Annotated in this window: 17 protein-coding genes; 11 read left to right on the top strand and 6 right to left on the bottom strand. The window is 58.4% G+C overall.

Going from position 1 to position 16,554, the window contains the following annotated elements; translation table 11 throughout:
• Positions 1–14: 14 nt before the first annotated feature.
• From AXW67_RS26235 to AXW67_RS26210, 5 genes are all read right to left on the bottom strand, one after another.
• A complete protein-coding gene (locus AXW67_RS26235) occupies positions 15–908 on the bottom strand; it encodes a SctD/MshK family protein (RefSeq protein WP_063680272.1) in 894 nt (297 codons plus the stop codon).
• 122 nt (positions 909–1,030) lie between these two features.
• Positions 1,031–1,204, bottom strand: coding sequence for a nodulation protein NopA (locus AXW67_RS26230; RefSeq protein WP_245315728.1), 174 nt, complete (start codon positions 1,202–1,204; stop codon positions 1,031–1,033).
• 132 nt (positions 1,205–1,336) lie between these two features.
• Positions 1,337–1,630, bottom strand: a complete 294-nt coding sequence (locus AXW67_RS42195) for a hypothetical protein (RefSeq protein WP_063705405.1) — start codon at positions 1,628–1,630, stop codon at positions 1,337–1,339.
• Between the two features lie 566 nt (positions 1,631–2,196).
• Entirely contained in the window at positions 2,197–4,056 is a 1,860-nt protein-coding gene (locus AXW67_RS26225) for an HrpF/NolX family T3SS translocon protein (RefSeq protein ID WP_063680235.1), read from the bottom strand.
• A 2,466-nt stretch (positions 4,057–6,522) separates the two neighbouring features.
• Positions 6,523–7,224, bottom strand: a complete 702-nt coding sequence (locus tag AXW67_RS26210) for a secretin N-terminal domain-containing protein (RefSeq protein WP_201723718.1) — start codon at positions 7,222–7,224, stop codon at positions 6,523–6,525.
• 191 nt (positions 7,225–7,415) lie between these two features.
• Between AXW67_RS26210 and AXW67_RS42830 the strand changes: the two genes are divergently transcribed.
• The 11 genes from AXW67_RS42830 to AXW67_RS26160 all read left to right on the top strand — a co-directional run bounded on the left by AXW67_RS42830 (position 7,416) and on the right by AXW67_RS26160 (position 15,840).
• Positions 7,416–7,925, top strand: coding sequence for a nodulation protein NolB (locus tag AXW67_RS42830; protein ID WP_161491290.1), 510 nt, complete (start codon positions 7,416–7,418; stop codon positions 7,923–7,925).
• The gene (sctJ, locus tag AXW67_RS26200) at positions 7,926–8,804 is read left to right on the top strand and encodes a type III secretion system inner membrane ring lipoprotein SctJ (protein ID WP_082905947.1); all 879 of its coding nucleotides are present in this window, start codon (positions 7,926–7,928) and stop codon (positions 8,802–8,804) included.
• Positions 8,805–8,815: 11 nt separating this feature from the next.
• Entirely contained in the window at positions 8,816–9,448 is a 633-nt protein-coding gene (locus AXW67_RS40890) for a nodulation protein NolU (protein WP_082908055.1), read from the top strand.
• Positions 9,445–10,068, top strand: coding sequence for a type III secretion system stator protein SctL (sctL, locus tag AXW67_RS26195; protein ID WP_063680232.1), 624 nt, complete (start codon positions 9,445–9,447; stop codon positions 10,066–10,068). The genes AXW67_RS40890 and sctL overlap by 4 nt, the downstream gene beginning before the upstream one ends.
• A complete protein-coding gene (gene sctN, locus AXW67_RS26190; RefSeq protein WP_063680231.1) occupies positions 10,065–11,417 on the top strand; it encodes a type III secretion system ATPase SctN in 1,353 nt (450 codons plus the stop codon). The genes sctL and sctN overlap by 4 nt, the downstream gene beginning before the upstream one ends.
• Positions 11,393–11,926 carry a hypothetical protein gene (locus AXW67_RS26185; protein WP_063680230.1) on the top strand — a complete coding sequence of 178 codons (534 nt, stop codon included), beginning with the start codon at positions 11,393–11,395 and terminating at the stop codon, positions 11,924–11,926. The genes sctN and AXW67_RS26185 overlap by 25 nt, the downstream gene beginning before the upstream one ends.
• 269 nt (positions 11,927–12,195) lie before the next feature.
• Positions 12,196–13,038: a type III secretion system cytoplasmic ring protein SctQ gene (gene sctQ / locus AXW67_RS26180; RefSeq protein ID WP_347336762.1), complete on the top strand. Its 843-nt coding sequence runs from the start codon at positions 12,196–12,198 to the stop codon at positions 13,036–13,038.
• Complete coding sequence (gene sctR, locus AXW67_RS26175) at positions 13,031–13,696, top strand: type III secretion system export apparatus subunit SctR (protein WP_063680229.1); 666 nt, start codon at positions 13,031–13,033, stop codon at positions 13,694–13,696. The genes sctQ and sctR overlap by 8 nt, the downstream gene beginning before the upstream one ends.
• A gap of 2 nt (positions 13,697–13,698) precedes the next feature.
• Positions 13,699–13,971, top strand: a complete 273-nt coding sequence (locus tag AXW67_RS26170) for an EscS/YscS/HrcS family type III secretion system export apparatus protein (RefSeq protein ID WP_063680228.1) — start codon at positions 13,699–13,701, stop codon at positions 13,969–13,971.
• 22 nt (positions 13,972–13,993) lie between these two features.
• Positions 13,994–14,806, top strand: a complete 813-nt coding sequence (sctT, locus tag AXW67_RS26165) for a type III secretion system export apparatus subunit SctT (protein WP_063680227.1) — start codon at positions 13,994–13,996, stop codon at positions 14,804–14,806.
• Positions 14,803–15,840 carry an EscU/YscU/HrcU family type III secretion system export apparatus switch protein gene (locus AXW67_RS26160; protein WP_063680226.1) on the top strand — a complete coding sequence of 346 codons (1,038 nt, stop codon included), beginning with the start codon at positions 14,803–14,805 and terminating at the stop codon, positions 15,838–15,840. The genes sctT and AXW67_RS26160 overlap by 4 nt, the downstream gene beginning before the upstream one ends.
• Positions 15,841–15,890: 50 nt before the next feature.
• Here the strand turns inward: AXW67_RS26160 and AXW67_RS26155 are convergent, their stop codons facing one another.
• A complete protein-coding gene (locus AXW67_RS26155) occupies positions 15,891–16,553 on the bottom strand; it encodes a CpaD family pilus assembly lipoprotein (RefSeq protein WP_063680225.1) in 663 nt (220 codons plus the stop codon).
• Position 16,554: the final 1 nt, after the last annotated feature.

Raw genomic sequence — 16,554 nt, 5'->3', positions numbered from 1 at the left:
CGGGTCTGGAAACTCTAAAAGGAGATGGCAGCAAGGCGGCCGTTCCGGCTCAGCAGCACACGTCTCTCTTCAATTCGATCGAGCGTCCATCCATCACTCAACAAGGCGCCGACAAAATACTTTTGCCCACCGACAAGAAGATAGGGCGGGGTTCCGCGCCAAACAGCTTCAATTGCAATTGAAGATGGCGCCTTCTCCTCCTTGACGGCCACTCCGTTGACCAACGTTAGCGTGCCATGAGTGCGATGATCGAACCATTGCTGGACCTCCTGCCATCTGGCGGCCAAGGCGGGCGGAACCGCGCCTTCAGCGGTCACAATACCCAATCCGGAATTGACCTTGATATTGAGCAGGCCGGCTCTATCGACTTCCTCTTGCAGGAGTTCGGCCGCTGAGTGGATGATACGATCATCAGGACGGTTGACGGTCAGCTTGGGTCCAAGTTCGACGCCATGCGACGAAGCGATGCTCGGTGCACCGGCGCTGGCGTTGTCGAAGAACACGGCTGAGAATGTTCCGATGCCGAGAAGGCCGAGTAACACGATGGCGACTGTTAAGAGCGAGACACGCGACGGGCCAATCGAACCGGCTGGGGCTGAATCCTGAACAGTCCAGCGAATCGACATTGTGCCCGCTCGAATGACGATAGGAAGAGGAAAAACAACGCGCTCGCCTGCTGCAATATTGCCCTTGTCCTCTATACTAATTCCGGTTGAAAGGACCTCGATCTCGATCGAATTGCAAAGCAGGGTGACGCGAAGATGATGCGGTTCAAGGCCTTGTTCGACGAAGACAATATCGGCATCGAGACCAGAACCGATGAGGCTCGTTCCCATAGCCGCTTTCCTGCTCAATCCGCAATAAAGTCCCGATAGCACTTCGAAATGGAGGGAAGGGGCTTCATCCACGGATAACCTCCTGAACAAAGTCAGGAGCCGCACGGCAGTTGCCGTGCGGCTCGTTCCGAGTTTTATTCACGGCGCCGCCGGTACGGTATACGCGTGGCGGTCGAAGCGTCCTGCTTGCAGCATTACTGCACGCGCTCGTCGGCCACCTTCTTGATGGACTGGAGCTGGGTCGTAACGACGCGCTCCGTCACGCTCCGCTCCGCAGCCTCTTCGCTAACAGCCGTCAGAGCAGCGAGTTGCTTCTGGAACTCGGCTTGCCCTGCGGCTTCGGAACCCGCCGTTATACCCGCATTCACGGCTCCGCCAAGCGCACCACCCACAGCCCCAGTACCAGAAGCACCAATTCTACCAGGCATATCGTTTCACCCTTCTGTTCGAATTGTCCCGTCATTAACGGGCCATGTCTCCTGACGTCGGACCATCCGACGTCAGGCATTCTCGTCTGTTTCGGCCATGGCATCGTCGAATTCCGCCATGGCATCGTTCGTAAATTGCATTGCGATCGAGCTGAGAGCCGCTTCAAAGGCTTGGCGTTGAGCGTCGGCCTGCGAGGTGCTGCTAGAATCAACCGCACCATGCTCACGATTGTCTGCGCCACCCGGCCGCGAGTGGTCGGGATGCGGAGCGGGCGCGTGCGGCCGGTGTCCGTCAGTATTTCCATGAGGCCCGCGCGCCAGGGACGATCCAATGCCGCCAATCCCGTTTCCAATTGCTCCGACCATGGCTGCCCTTCGTTCATGTCCACTATGGTCAATCAGGCGGCAATGCCGTCTAGAGATCCACACTCTCATGCTAGGAGCGGTAGCTTTCGAGAAGCTGACGAGCTTTGGAAAAAGTCATACTAAGCCGATGGAAGCCGCAGTGAGATATCCACGAGACTCGGCCCAGGTGGTCCGCTAAAGACAAGCTGGTAGGCTTCGAGCCGGGGCAAGACGGTCTCGATAGGCGCGCCGGCACAGTGTGAATCCGAATGGGCGGTTTCACTGAAAACTCTATCAGGTCCGTAGACCTTCGGCGGTGAGGAAAATGATGCCGGCGCGCGATTGACGGAGGCTTCGATCAGCTTCGCAAGCTGCAACAGTTGTTGAGCGCGAAGCGGATGGAGATCGAAATCCTGTGAAGGCCTCTAGTCGCGGCCAATCAAACTGGACTGCTCGACGTCACTGCCGACCAGGCTTGCGACACTCTTGGCGTCGCGCGCTCGAGCGTCGCACCAAAGCTTGCGCTGCGGGCGGATCGGCAGGATGGGCACGAATCGCTGGCGCAAGTGTGCCTGTCAGGCCACGTTCTAAGACAACTGCGTTGTGCCGACCTGACCGGGAACGCCTGCGGCCTGCACAGGGGCGGCCTCAAGCCGCGTCTTCACATTGTTCAAATAGTTCTCCGCATAGGATTGCGCCGCCGAAATGGGCAGGTTGACCCCGGCGTTTACGGCCTCCTCCATCGCCTTCTTTGCCAGCCCGTTGCGCATCGCGAGTTTGACCTCGGGGCCAGTGATACAGCCTACCGCTTGCGCCGCGACATTGAGCCCAGCTTCTTCCAGCGCCTTCTTCATATTGCCTCCGCTAATGGCGGTGTGGAGAAGATTCGCTGCTTGCGACTCGAACTCGAGCCCCATTGATGCGAGATCCGCCAGTTCTCCGAGGCCCGGAATGAAGCTGAGCACCCCCACGGCCGTCGCGGCCCAGTCGAGCACCTTTGAGCCCAGCTTGAGCACGTCGTCGACCGCGTGCATGAGGGCGCCGCCGTTCGTCTTCGGAGACTTGATTGCGGGCTGGTCCGCCACGCCCATCATCATTTCGGCAGCGGCGTCCTGTTCGGCCGCGGTTTGGGGGGCGTGGGCCTTCGTCTGCTGAACGGTATGGTTCGCACCCGACATGTTGCCGTAGAAGTGCGTAAAGTCGTTGTTGCTGATGTTGCCGGAATCGACCGTATGGCCGCCGCCGAAATCGAAGAACTTGTGATGAGTCGTGTAGCCCGTAATCGAATTGTTTAGCAAACCAAACAACAGGGGATCCGAGAGCAGCTGCGACGCTGCTTGCTTTACCTTCGGGGCGAGACTCTTGTCGTCGGCCATGCTCGCCAGCTTGTCCCGGGTCAGATCGCCGCTTCCAAAAAAGGCGCTCTGGTTCTTGTTGATCGTGTCGAGCGTATCGAGCTCAGTTTGCGTCAGGCCCATCGACGATGAAGCGACTTGAAGGAAATCCTCCTTGTGGACTTTATCTATCGCACCGCCGTACAACTGCTTCCAGTCCTGCGGATGATCGAGGAAGTATTGAGCCGCCGCGATGACCTGAGGCGGGCATTTGCCGGTTTTGGCGTTGCCGTCGACGATCTGCTTGAAATCAACTAGGCTCAGGTTCTTTGGCAGGTTGTCGGAATAGCGGTAAAGCTCGCGCAATGCATCGTTCAACGTCATGACCGACAGTTGCCCGTTGCTAGTACCGTCGGACGGAACGTAGTTCTGCTCGTAGTTTTGCGCCTGCCGCTCCTGAAATGCGGCAACCTGCGAGTGATGGTCGGAGAACCCGGATAGATCCTTCGCCTTGATCTTGCCGCCGCAGCAGCCATCGCCCTGAGAGCCGATCGCATAGAAGAGCTCCGGGTCCTGCTGCAATCCTTCGATCGCCGCCTTCAGATCTGGCGGCGTGGAGGGATCGTTGGCCTTGTCCGCCAATGAGTCCCAACTGAGCGGGCACTGGTCCTTGTGACGGTTCAGCACTGCTACGATCTGTAACTCGGTGTCGCTCAGTGTGCCCCCGTTCCATGTGATCCTCGAGCTTGGCACAGGGGCGGGTGCGACAACCGGGGATTCAATTGCAGATGATGGTTGCGGATCCTGCTCCAATGCGTCGATCGCCGCCTTCACATCCGCCGGCAGAAGGTCCAGCGCGTGCTGCTCAAGTCCTTCCAATTCTTTCGCCGCTGACTTCGCCGTCGTCGGCAACACATCCTGCGGCACGAAGAGAGTGCTGGTCTTGTCTTCCAGCGAATAATCGGACAGCATCGCCTCGAAGGTCGAAAATGCGCTTTGCTCAGACTGATGCGCTGTCTGCGCGGAAGGTCCGAGCGCCGACCAGGCCGCGGGAGATAGCGTGGACTCAGACGCATTCGAGGTGGTGGGTAGCGAAAGATTGCTAAGCGACATTTGCATCCTCGGATATGAGATTAAAGACCACCACAAGAGCGTCCTCTGGTCCACGACGAACAAGAAGCGATACCTGATGGATGTGTTGAACGAGCCGGAGCGCCGCCGGTCGGGCGCAAAGATATGGCGCCCTCCATGCGTCTGCTTGCTCCGTCAATCAGGCGCTCCCACGTTTATTTCGATCACGGTCAATGGCAGCGCCGTCTGAAGATCCACGCTCCTATGCTAGGAGAGTTAGCTTTCGAGAAGCTGACGAGTTTCAGAAGAGGGCTACAATGAACTGTGCCTATTCACCGATCGTTGCGACATGTGGGATGACGCCGTCGCCGGAATAAATCGCTTCGTAAGTCGGCGTGGCTTCGCCAGCGATCCCGAGTAGAGAGCGGAAGGCGTTCAACGGATAGAATCACCGATTGAAGCGGAAGGTGAACTCGTGGAGGTCGGCTTGCACATGCTATCGGCTGACGGTGGGGCCGATCAGCCAGGCCGTCAAGTTGGCGAACACCAGATGAGCGATCGGCAGGTGCTCCTCGGCGACTCGCAGGTTACCCCGTTCCGCAACCGCAGATAGTCATTCCTGAGCTCGGTGAGATCTACGTACCCCGCCAATGTCCGTGATGATCTTCGCTCCAGTCGCGACGGCTTGTTCAACAAAGCTGGATAGCGATTCGGCGCTGCAGTCAGGAATGATCGCGAGCCTATCCGCCCGGAGCAGCATCCGTTGACGTCTTTGTTGGGTTTGCTCAAGCGACTTGATCTTCTCCCCCGCGGCTAGTGGGAAATCGGCCGACGTCCTGGTGACGGGCAGCCTGGCTGGAACGGGACGAAACAAAAATCGGGCGTATGATTTCTGCTGACGTTTCTGTCTACACTCAAACATGCGGAGAGGCCGACGCTCGAGGAGCGATCCAAACCCTCACCATCGAGACCTTCGGAGAATGGAAACTTGGGAGAATTGAGACTTGGGAGGTCGCGCGCGTTTGCTGCGGCAGGCGAGAGGGGAGCCCGCTACGTCTTGTCGAAGCGTGCCAGAGCCGGGAGTTGCCTCGCCACTGGGCTCTTTGCCAATGCAATCGGGCTGTTCAGAGACGATGTGAGTGACGATGTCGGCCCGTTCTGAACCATTGTGGTCGTCGCCGCGCCGGCGCCAACGATTCCGGTACCATATCATTGGGCCGTTACATCCGTGGTCTTTACTTGATCAGATCTTTGAGAGTACGCGGTCATTGATTGACCGCGTACAATGATCCTGGCGGCCGACCAGATAGTTGACTCTGGCCAGAACGGTGCGTCGCCAAGTGCTCCTGCCGTCGGCGCGTCCTGAAGTCAATTCGTGGGTCGGGCAAGCTCCTGCCATGAGCTCAGCTGCGGAACGCCTACTCGGCGGGCGGACCCTCACTCGTGTATCCAGGCCAAGAGCTTGAGGCCAGCTCCGGTTGGATATGAATATGGTTTACATCTCGCCATTCAGCCCTGTGGGGCACCCCGTAGATGGAGAACATTGTCGGTGAGCCCTCGGTCGGCAGGCACCCGGCGTTCCTTAGCATGTTAATCTGGGCGCCCGAGGCTGTCTGGGGGATGAAGACCCAGGTGTCGAAGACGCGTCGTCCGTTTTGGTCGATCAGATGTCCGAGTTCCGGTGGAGCAGCTGCGGCGGGCGACGATGGCCTGGCTTGCGATGGCCCGGCTTCATTCATCGGGGCATTTCGATCATGATGGATGAGCTGAACGTCATCGTCCCCCCCTGGCCCCAACTCGGCCGTGTAGCGCTCACCGCGGATCATGTAGCTCATCCTCGGCTCGTCCGAGTCCGGTGCGAGGCCCAAGTGACGCAGTCTGCTGACCATTCCGTCCGGGGCGGGTTGGGTGCGGTGGGAAAAGTTACTGGGAACGGCGTGTGAGACATCATACACCTCTGAACCGCCGACCGCGGCGGACGTCTCACCAGCCCTCGACGATGGCCCGGGGGCGGCCGCAGCCGGCGTACGATCAGCCTCCCAACCAAAGTGTGGCGAATAGGCGTGCCCCTCGGTCAAATAAGGTGAAAAGGGATGCCCGGTGTCCAGATATGGCGAATAGGGATGGCTTTGCGGCACGGGCGCCCCCCCGGCTTGTGGCAAAGGAGGAGCAGGTTGCAAGTCGCTCAGCTGCTGCTCAAAGCCCGTGGCATCAACCGGCGCGTGAGATGGTGAGCCGTCCCGTGGGGTCGTGTTTAGTGAGTTGATTCGGTTGAAATCCATCCTGTTCCTCCTTGATGCGGCAGATGTGCGTCGACCTCTTGCATCGAGCAGAGAGCCCGTTACGAACGCTTCTCGTCGAGCTGTAGCCTGCAAGCTACCGCCAAAATGGCGCCAATCCCGTTTCCGATCGCCGTGCAGACATCAACGCTCTCATGCTAGGAGGGTTAGCTTTCGAGAAGCTGACGAGCATCAAAAGGATTTGCAAACATTCCGCTACGCTCAATCGTCATCTCTGGGCTGGACCAGGTTCCTGCACGATGCTGTCATGACGCGGCACGTCGGAAGAATAGGAGCCTTCCGGTCGCCCATCACGAGTGACCATGGTCGAGGAGCCACGAAACAACATCAGCACCGATTCGGGCGGCGGCTTCTCGGCGATGGCGGCGCGTGGCCGAGCTTGCGCCTCCGCCACAAGGCCGTGAAGCGTCTGGTCCACGAGTGCAATGAAGCGCGGCGGGCCAGAAGCCAGAACGAGGCCATTTCCCGGTGCCGGTCTCACGACATAACGCTCGTCGGAGATGTTGAGCGCATCAAGGGCTGCTTTGAACTCATCGAAGCCGATCGGCGTCAACACGAGCAGCCGACTTTGCGCTTCGTGTGCGGCGGAGACGTAAAGCACGAGCCCATCGTAGTACCACTGAAGGTTATAGAGATTGGTCAAACGGTCAAGGAACTCGCGCGGCGCCAGATCCGGCAATCGTCCGCGAATCCGGCCCTTCACCTCGGCGCTGATGTTGACTCTGATATTGAGGTTGTTGCCGAATTCCTGGAGAGCTGCAGAGAGCTCCTGATCCAAAACGGTGTAGCTAAAAGGTGTTGCTGGCAGCGACAGCGGAGCGCCGAGAGCCGCCTGTAGTCCGGTGGAGACGAAAACTCCGGCGCACAGAACTCTCTTGAACATGTCCGAGATCATGGATCGCATGAGCATTTCGCTCTCTTTGGCCTGACATACAAAGATTGAGATTCGCATCAACTTGGAAGTCAAACGTGATCTTAAGATGACGCTGTTCGTGGCGAGCTCGTCAGCTTTTCGTCAGCTCTCTTCCTTACGATATCGGCTCGTTAACGGACAATGAGCTGCTAGCCTCATCACGCAAGAGAGTAACGAGTCTTTCCCTGATGTTAGGTGCTGCGCCGATCTTTCCCAATCTAAATGACGGTCCGTCCTGGGCTCGTGCGCCGACCGTGGTCGGCGAGCACCAGTTTCAGCAGGCTCTTATGCAGGCGGCTCCCACTCAAGACGTTGCATCCCCAGCGGCAGATCGAGGTGTCTTTACTCCTCCTCCGGCGTCGGAGATTCAGCGTGCAACGGCGGATGCTACGCCACTGGGCGAGCGCATCCTCCAGACCCTTTCCATGACCTATCGGAGCAACACAGTTGTTTCTCCCGTCGTCCGCAGTGCAGAGGTCCTTCCGAAGGAAGTCGCACCTGGGCCGGCGGAGTGGCCCCTTTCGCAGTCTGGCGGCGTTAGGGCCAGTATCGCGGACAAGCCGGTCGTGGTGGACACTTTCGAGCCGATGATGGCCGATCTGCGGGATGTCTACAACAGTGTCATTCAGGTTTCGCTTGTCTCGAAGAGTACCAGCAGCGTCAGCTCCTCTCTGAATAAACTGCTCTCAGCGGGTTGAATGACGTTGATGCGTGGTTCGATGCGTGGCGAAATCGGCCACGACCACCCATCCAGTCGGTGGTTTTTTGTTTTTGCTGTGCTCCCGCTGCTGCTCCTGACCGGCTGCAAGGCTGATCTCTACAGTAAAGTTCAGGAGCGCGAGGCGAATGAGATGCTCGCGCTCCTCCTTGACAAGGGGGTCGATGCGATTCGCCTCGTTGCCAAGGACGGGACAAGCACCATTCAGGTCGAAGAGAAGCAGCTAGCACTGTCAATCAACCTGCTGAATGCAGAGGGGCTACCGCGCCAGACTTTCAAAAATCTCGGCGAAGTTTTCAAAGGATCGGGCCTCATTGCCTCGCCGACCGAAGAGCGCGCCCGTTACGTTTATGCCTTGAGCGAAGAGCTGTCCCGCACGATCAGCGATATTGACGGCGTCCTCTCTGCGCGTGTCCATGTCGTTTTGCCGAAGAACGATTTGCTGCGACTGGACGCTACGCCATCCTCGGCATCGGTTTTCATCCGGCATGACTCCAATGCAAATCTCTCAGTCCTGCTCCCGCAGATCAAGATGCTCGTCGCCAACAGCATCGAAGGGTTGTCCTACGACAAGGTGGCGGTGGTTTTCGTGCCTGTTGAACGGGCTTCGCCTGAGCAGGGGCAGGGGCCCGCGGCAGTTACTGGTCTGGCTCAATCAACCAAATCCATTTCGGCACCATTGCTTACCGTCGGCGTGGGGGGCGCCGGCGTCGTGGTCGGGGTGCTATGCTGCCTGTTACTGAACACTCGTCTGCATCAGCGGGCGCAATCATCGCGCGAACTGACTAAGGGCAGCGGGCTCTCGGGGCTGTCCGCTATCAAGGCCCTTGGCAAAAAGCTCATGTCGAACGCGGCATAGGCGGAGTGCGAATGTCGATACAGATGCGATCCACTGAATCTCATCGTTCGCTCAAATCGCTTTCTGAGGGTCTGAGCGAGCTAACTGCCTCGATTCATCTGACCCGTCTTTCCGCTCGACTTGACCCAGCGCTGTCCACGGCGACGTTGGTTCGGCTGCAGATGAACCCCAGACTGCAGGTAAGATTGGCCGAATTGCTGCTTGGCAATGAAATGAGCTTCAACGCATGCGTCTGGGGGGACGACCTTCTGCTCGGACACAATCCGCATCGGGCAGCTCTCCTCGCGGGCAGTATTTGGCATGCACGTTCGTTGCTAAAGCTTGTTTCAAAGGATGACCTCTCAACTCTGATCGGAGTTATTGGCGCAGAAGCGCATGCTTTCGGTATTCGACATTTGGCCAATGCGATCGCAGCCACGTCTATTGCCGATCCTGAGCAGCTCTCGCAGCGGATAGAGCACGATGGACATGCCTGTCTCGGCGCTTGGCTCAACGAAGCTTCAGCGCTGGAGCGTACCCGCGTGCTTCTACGCTTGCCTATTGGAACAGCCGCCGAGAATTATGCGGCCGAACACCGCAATGCCGCTGGCCCATTGCTTTCCTTGGTTGTGACCCATTTGGCGACGGAGACGTCCACCATATGACAGCGAATGACCCAGCATCTGCCGTCGCTCCCCAGATTCGCCCGCTCGGATCACTAATACCCGCCGCTGAGCTCGAGATCTGGTGCGATGCCGCACAAGCGCGCGCCGTGGCAGTGAGGCATTTGCAGCGGGCTCGCAGCTGGGCACACACGGCTTATCGACAGGAGCGGGCACGCGGCCGTGCCGAGGGCTTGAAGACGGGCGGCGAGGAAATGGCACGGTTGATTGCGCAGGCTGCCTGCGAAGTGGCACGGCAAAAAGCCGTTCTGGAGCAGGAATTGCCAGAGCTTGTGATGGAGATCGTGAGCGACTTGGTAGGCGCCTTTGATCCCGGCGAGATGTTGGTAAGGACCATTCGTCATGCGATCGACCGCAAATATGCTGGCGCGAAAATTTCCCTTCGCGTATCTCCCGTACAAGCCGACGCGACTGCGCGCGAATTCACTGCCTATGACGGGCGGGAGGGCCGGCCGCAGGTACGGATTGAACCGGATCCGGCGCTGCCATCTGGGCAATGTGTGCTGTGGAGTGAATTTGGCAATGTCGATCTAGGATTAGCCTCGCAGCTCCGTGCGCTTCGCCTCGGCCTTGGTTTATCTTCTGAGGAGGGCAGACCATGACCCCGCCGTTACCAAGGCCTGGCAATGGAGGCAGTGCTCTGCACGCCGCGCTTTCAACTCTGAAATCTACAGCAAAAAATATCGATACGCGTGCCGTCCACGGACGGATCACGCGGGCCGTCGGCACGTTGCTCCATGCCGTCTTGCCGGACGCTCGTGTTGGGGAGCTTTGTCTGTTGCGGGATCCCCGCACCCGGTGGTCGCTCGAGGCGGAGGTGATCGGCCTGTTGCCCGATGGTGTGTTGCTCACGCCGATCGGCGACGTGGCGGGCCTGTCTAGCCGCGTAGAAGTGATCGCGACCGGACGAATGCATGAAGTGCCAGTCGGCTCCGATTTGCTTGGTCGGGTGATCGACAGTTTCGGCCGTCCAATCGACGGTAAAGGCGCAGTCAAAACTGTCGAAACACGTCCGCTGCGCGGTAGGGCCCCAAACCCAATGACCAGGCGCAATATCGATCAGCCCTTCCCACTCGGCATCCGTGTCTTGGATGGCCTTCTCACATGTGGCGAGGGCCAGCGGATCGGCATCTATGGAGACCCCGGCTGTGGCAAGTCGACGTTATTGTCGCAGATCGTAAAAGGCGCGGCCGCCGATGTCACCGTCGTCGCGCTGATAGGCGAACGTGGGCGTGAAGTACGTGAATTCATCGAGCAGCATCTTGGCGAGGCAGCTCTTCGCCGCACGGTCGTTATCGTAGAGACCTCGGATCGCTCGGCCATGGAGCGGGCGCAATGCGCTTACATGGCAACCGCGCTCGCAGAATATTTTCGGGAGCAAGGATTGCGCGTCGTTTTGATGATGGATTCGTTGACGCGCTTTAGCCGCGCCATGCGCGAGATCGGCCTTGCTGCAGGAGAGCCGCCGACACGGCGGGGCTTTCCTCCCTCTGTTTTCGCCATGCTGCCTGGTCTACTCGAGCGTGCCGGCATGGGTGAGCGCGGCTCAATCACGGCCTTCTATACCGTGCTCGTCGAAGGTGACGGCACGGGCGATCCAATCGCCGAAGAAACCCGCGGCATTCTGGATGGTCATGTCGTTCTCTCACGCCTTCTCGCGGCGCGAGAGCACTTTCCTGCTATCGATGTGCTGTCGAGCCGCAGTCGCATAATGGATACGGTCGTATCTGTGTCGCACCGCAAGTCGGCAGCCATCTTCCGTGATCTACTCTCGCACCACGCCGAAGCCGATTTCTTGATTAAGGTCGGCGAATATAAGCAAGGTAGCGATCCGATGACTGACCGTGCCATCGCTTCGATCGAGGATCTGCGAAAGTTCTTGCGCCAAGGCCAAAATGAGGCGTCCAGTTTTGAGGAAACCATCACATGGATGTCGCGTCTGACCGCATGAATCGCGATCACGCTTCGAAATTGCGGGTTGTGAAGGATATGCGAGAGCGTAGCGCGCTTCGTGAGTTGTCCAACATGCAAGCCAAGCGCCGCGCCGCAGTCCTGGCCGTGGAGCAGGCGCTCCAGGAGCTTGCAAGCGCCAAGGAATATCGCGCAAGGGTCGAGGCGGCGCTTTACGAGCAACTGGTATCGTTCGATGCCTTGTCCGTCGCCGAACTTGACTGTCGGCGTCACCTCGTCCTTGACCGGCTCGCAGCCAAGATCGATTCGACACGCCAGACGATCGATGATGGGCAACGAGCTCAAGCGCAGGCCGAGGCAGCGGTCTCCGAGAAGCGGGCCCACTGGACGAAATGTTCGACGGCAACACACAAATGGGAACAGATCGAGCGCGATGTTATGCGCGCGGCCGATACCGATTCGGAGGTCGCAGCCGAGATGGAGGCCGATGATGAGGTCGTGCTTCGGTCTCGGGGCTTCCGTCCCCAGCTAGCAGGCGCCTCAATCTGATGGTTGGTTCTCTTGAGGTCGCGCGAACGTGCCGTCTTGTAGAAACGCCTCCGGTACGTCTTGGGGGTGGGCACGCCCCATTCAAGCCGGCACTAACTCTGTCCCGCGACGTCGTTTCGTGGCTCAACGAGATTGCCGCCGTCCGCATGCCTTTGCCGACCCGGCTTGGCGATAGGCCGCTATCCGTGCAAATGAAGCGGGTCGTCTGGCAGCAGGAGCCTTCTGCCATACCGATGCTTGACTGCTTTTGGGGCGTCGGAGAGGAGACCATGGTCTTGTCGCTGCCCCGTCCGCTGGTGGAGGGGCTGATTTCGACACTCCAGAGTGGCCTTACCCTCCCTTCCGAGCCAAGTTGCTCGCTCGTTCTCGAATCTGCACTTGAACCGTTGCTAACTGGACTGGAGATCCGGACACAGCAAAATGTGCAGCTTATCCGTGTGGGGCAAGCGACCAGGCCTGGTCCTTATCTGGAATTCGAGATCACCTACGGCGCGTCGAAGGGCAAAGCTCGCCTGTTCCTATTCTCGCCCCTTGACGGTCCGGTACCGCCCGCGTTCCGCGCGTTAGGCGAGGTGCTCGGACAGGTACCGCGACAAAGGAGCAAGCTCTTCACCGAACTGCCAATTATAGTTGCGGCAGAGATCGGCTCGCTCCGCGCTACGGCCGCTCTTCTTCGCGAAGCACGAGCAGGCGATGCTTTGTTGCCGGACGTTATACCCTTTGCGCGCGGTCAGATGTTCCTCACTGCGGGCCGCTTATCGGCCGCGGCTGATTTTGTGAGCGATCGCCTGATCCTGCGCGGGCCATTCCGGCTGCAGCCGTACCCTCTGGAGTGTGCATACATGACGACACAATCCGAATCGCAGCAACCTCCATCGGAGGCAGATCTCGACGATCTCGAGATCACGCTTGTCTTCGAATGCGGCCGCTGGTCGATCGCGCTGGGAGCATTGCGGAATATCGGCGAAGGCCATGTGTTCGAACTTAATCGACCGGTCGACGGCCCAGTTGATATCGTTGCTAACGGCCGGCGAATCGGTCGTGGCGACATCATCCGTATCGGCGATGAACTGGGCGTCAGACTCCGTGGCAGGTTGGCGGGCAATGACTGACATCCAGCCGGCAATCCTGCCGCTTCTTGCGGTTACAGCCGGCCTCGGCTTGCTGGCGTTCGCCGTCGTTACAACCACCGCATTTGTAAAGATATCCGTCGTTCTCTTCCTCGTTCGCAATGCCCTTGGGACCCAGTCGGTACCGCCGAACATCGTTCTATACGGCGCGGCATTGATCCTTACCGTCTTTGTCAGCGCGCCAGTCATTGAGCAGATCTATACGCGCATGACCGGCCCGCAACTCCACTACAAAACGTTGGATGATTGGATGGCCGCCGCTAAGGAGGGGCGCGAGCCGCTGCGCGAACACCTCAAGAAGTTCACCAGTGAAGAGCAGCGGCAGCTTTTCCTATCCTCGACCGAACACGTCTGGTCCGAAGAAATGCGGGGCAACGCCACAGCTGATGATTTTGTCATTCTTGTACCATCTTTTCTAATCTCGGAACTCAAGCGTGCCTTCGAAATCGGGTTTCTACTTTATCTTCCCTTTATCACCATCGATCTTATCGTAACGACAATTTTGATGGCGATGGGCATGTCGATGGTGTCCCCAACCGTGATATCTGTTCCCTTCAAGCTCTTTCTATTCGTCGCCATCGACGGTTGGTCGCGACTCATGCACGGCCTAGTACTGAGTTACACAACACCGGGAGGTTGAGCATGAACGAAGCCAGCATTGTCGCAAACATGGGCCAATCACTCGTAATTTTCATGATCTGGGTTCTTCCACCGCTCACCGCTGCGGTCATTGTCGGATTGGGCATCGGCATCATCCAGGCTGCGACACAGCTGCAGGATCAAACCTTGCCACTGACTGTGAAGCTTCTGGTCGTTGTCGCGGTGATCGCTCTATTTGCTCCAGTGCTGAGCGCCCCGCTCATCGAACAAGCCGAGCAGATTTTCACCGAGTTTCCCGCACTCACAGCGAGATAGTCGCATACCGCAGATCTAAGGCGTGTCACCTGCTGAGACCCAAGGTCTGACCCATGGCGCCATCGAGCTCCTTATTGCGGCGGGCCTTGGTGCGGCGCGCGCTGTCGGCATTATGTTGGTTCTTCCCGTATTTTCGCGGCCGCACATCAGCGGGCTGATCCGCGGCTGCTTCGCAATTGCGATCGTACTACCGTACGTGGCGCAAATCAGCGCCGGCCTGCAGGCGCTAGATTCGGATACACGTCTCATCAGGGTCGCGCTCCTGGGTTTCAAAGAGGTGCTCGTCGGCCTATTGCTCGGTATTTTGCTCAGTATCCCACTATGGAGCATCCAAGCGGTCGGCGACACCATCGACATGCAACGCGGCATCACCAGTCAGGTCGCATCGAACGACCCCGCGACGCATAGCCAAGCTTCCGCGACGGGACTTTTGCTCGGCATCACTGCGGACACGATCTTCGTTCTATCCGGAGGTCTGCAGACTATGATCAGTGCTCTTTATGGAAGCTATCTGATCTGGCCCATATATCGGATGCTGCCTGGCCTGACCGTGCAAGGGGCAATAGAATTTTTAGAAGTCCTCGACCATATCATGCACACGACGCTACTGGTCTCTGGACCCGTACTGGCCTTCTTACTTCTCATTGACATATCAGTCATGATGCTTGGGCGCTTTGCGCCGCAAATCAAGCTGAACGATCTCGGCCCGAACATCAAGAATATCGCCTTCGGGATCATCATGGTCTCCTACACCGTCTATCTCATTGAATACATGAAATCGGAGATCATTCTGTCGGACGGCGTGGTCGAGTGGTTTGAGAAGCTTCTGAAATGAACGAGACGACCGAAGAGAAGGAGCTCCCTCCCACTCCCAAGAAGCTTCGCGATGCACGCAAGAAGGGGCAGAGCCCGCGTACCGCGGATTTCGTGAGTGCGGTCAGCGCTTGCGTCGGTCTCGGCTGCCTCTGGCTAAGAGCTGGCCTCATTAAGGACGAGTGGCATCAAGCGATACGACTGGTCGATAAGCTGCAGCGTCAGCCGTTTCACATCGCGGTCGAACGGGCGCTGGGCGGTTTGATCGAACTTGCTGTGGCGACCGTTGGCCCATTCCTCGGCACTACGGTCGGCGCTGCCATTTTAGCCGGGTTCCTGGCCAATGGTGGACTAACCTTCTCTTTCGAGCCGCTCAAACCAAACTTGGAGAAAATGGATCCCATCAAAGGGCTGAAGCGGATCGCGACTATGCGTTCGCTAATCGAACTCGGGAAGACGCTAGTTAAGATATTCGTTCTTGGTGCGAGCCTCCTTCTCACCATCATCGGCAGTTGGAAGGCGCTGGTGCACTTACCGGCCTGCGGTATGGACTGTTTCGGCGTTGTCTTTACGGAGGTCAAACTGCTGATCGGGATTGCTGTGGGTGCTTTTCTGATCGGGGGATTGACCGATCTCCTGATCCAACGCTGGTTGTTTTTACGCGACATGCGTATGACAAAGACGGAGGCAAAGCGCGAGTCCAAGGAAATGCAAGGTAATCCGGAGGTGAAACGTGAACACCGTCGGCTCCGTGAGCAAGCGGCGAATGAGCCTCCGCTCGGCATTCATCGCGCCACATTGATCTTGGTGGGGCAGGCGATGTTGGTCGGACTCCGCTACGTTCGCGGCGAGACCGGCGTGCCAGTCTTGGTTTGCCGCGGCGAGGGAGAAGCTGCATCAGTGCTGCTTGCCAAGGCACGTACGCTGCGCCTCTGCATTGTCCAGGACCACGTCCTGACGCGTCAGCTCATCCACAACGCCAAGCTGGGGAATGCTGTTCCTGCTCAGCATTTCGAGGCGGTCGCGAGAGCGCTCTATACCACCGGCCTTGCCTAGATCACAGTTCGAATGAAGCCGCATTCGCATCATCGAAAGAGGCGTTGTTATTATCGGGACGGCTGTGCATCGGTGGTGCCCATTGGGGTGGCTTGTGACGATGCCCTGCTGTTAGTTCCTCGTTCCAAGTTGCTGTTGTCACCGGTCCCGAAGGTCCTGTATGTTGCAACGGGATGGGCCGCGCGGTCGGAGTTGCTCGGCCCGACAGCCTCATTGTCAAGCAAGTCGCGCGGATCGTTGATCATGACCCCCAGATTGTTGCGGATCGAACAGCCAAGCGTCTGGTCGAAAGAATTGTCGTTAACTGAAGGGCCAACGATCGAAAGCGATGGACAGACCGGAGGGTGTGCCTGATAGACAATCGCCTCGATTCTCACGGTGAACGCGTCGTTCTGATCGATGCTGGGGCCGTAGAGGCGGATATTGGGCGCGTCGACGCCCATTGCGCGCGCTTGACTAGCAACCTGCGCTCCGAGCTGGGGAGAGCCGATGATGTTGAGATGAAGGGCATCACGCCGACCGTGACTGGTACTCGCAATGAAATCCCGCAGACGATACCGCTCGGCACCGCGAAGGCTCTCTAACAGCAAGATGTTCTTCTCCTGCTGGATCAGGATCGCCTGTGCAGTCGGCTCGACATAGTTTGGTGCAGTGCTTGTGCAGCCGCCCACACTCGCCGTCAGAGCGATCAAGCACAAGGGTCGCAAAGTCATT

This window comes from Bradyrhizobium neotropicale (genome assembly GCF_001641695.1).
GTDB lineage: Bacteria > Pseudomonadota > Alphaproteobacteria > Rhizobiales > Xanthobacteraceae > Bradyrhizobium > Bradyrhizobium neotropicale.
The sequence above is the reverse complement of the archived record's forward strand: the minus strand, read 5'-3'. Positions and strand labels throughout refer to the sequence as shown.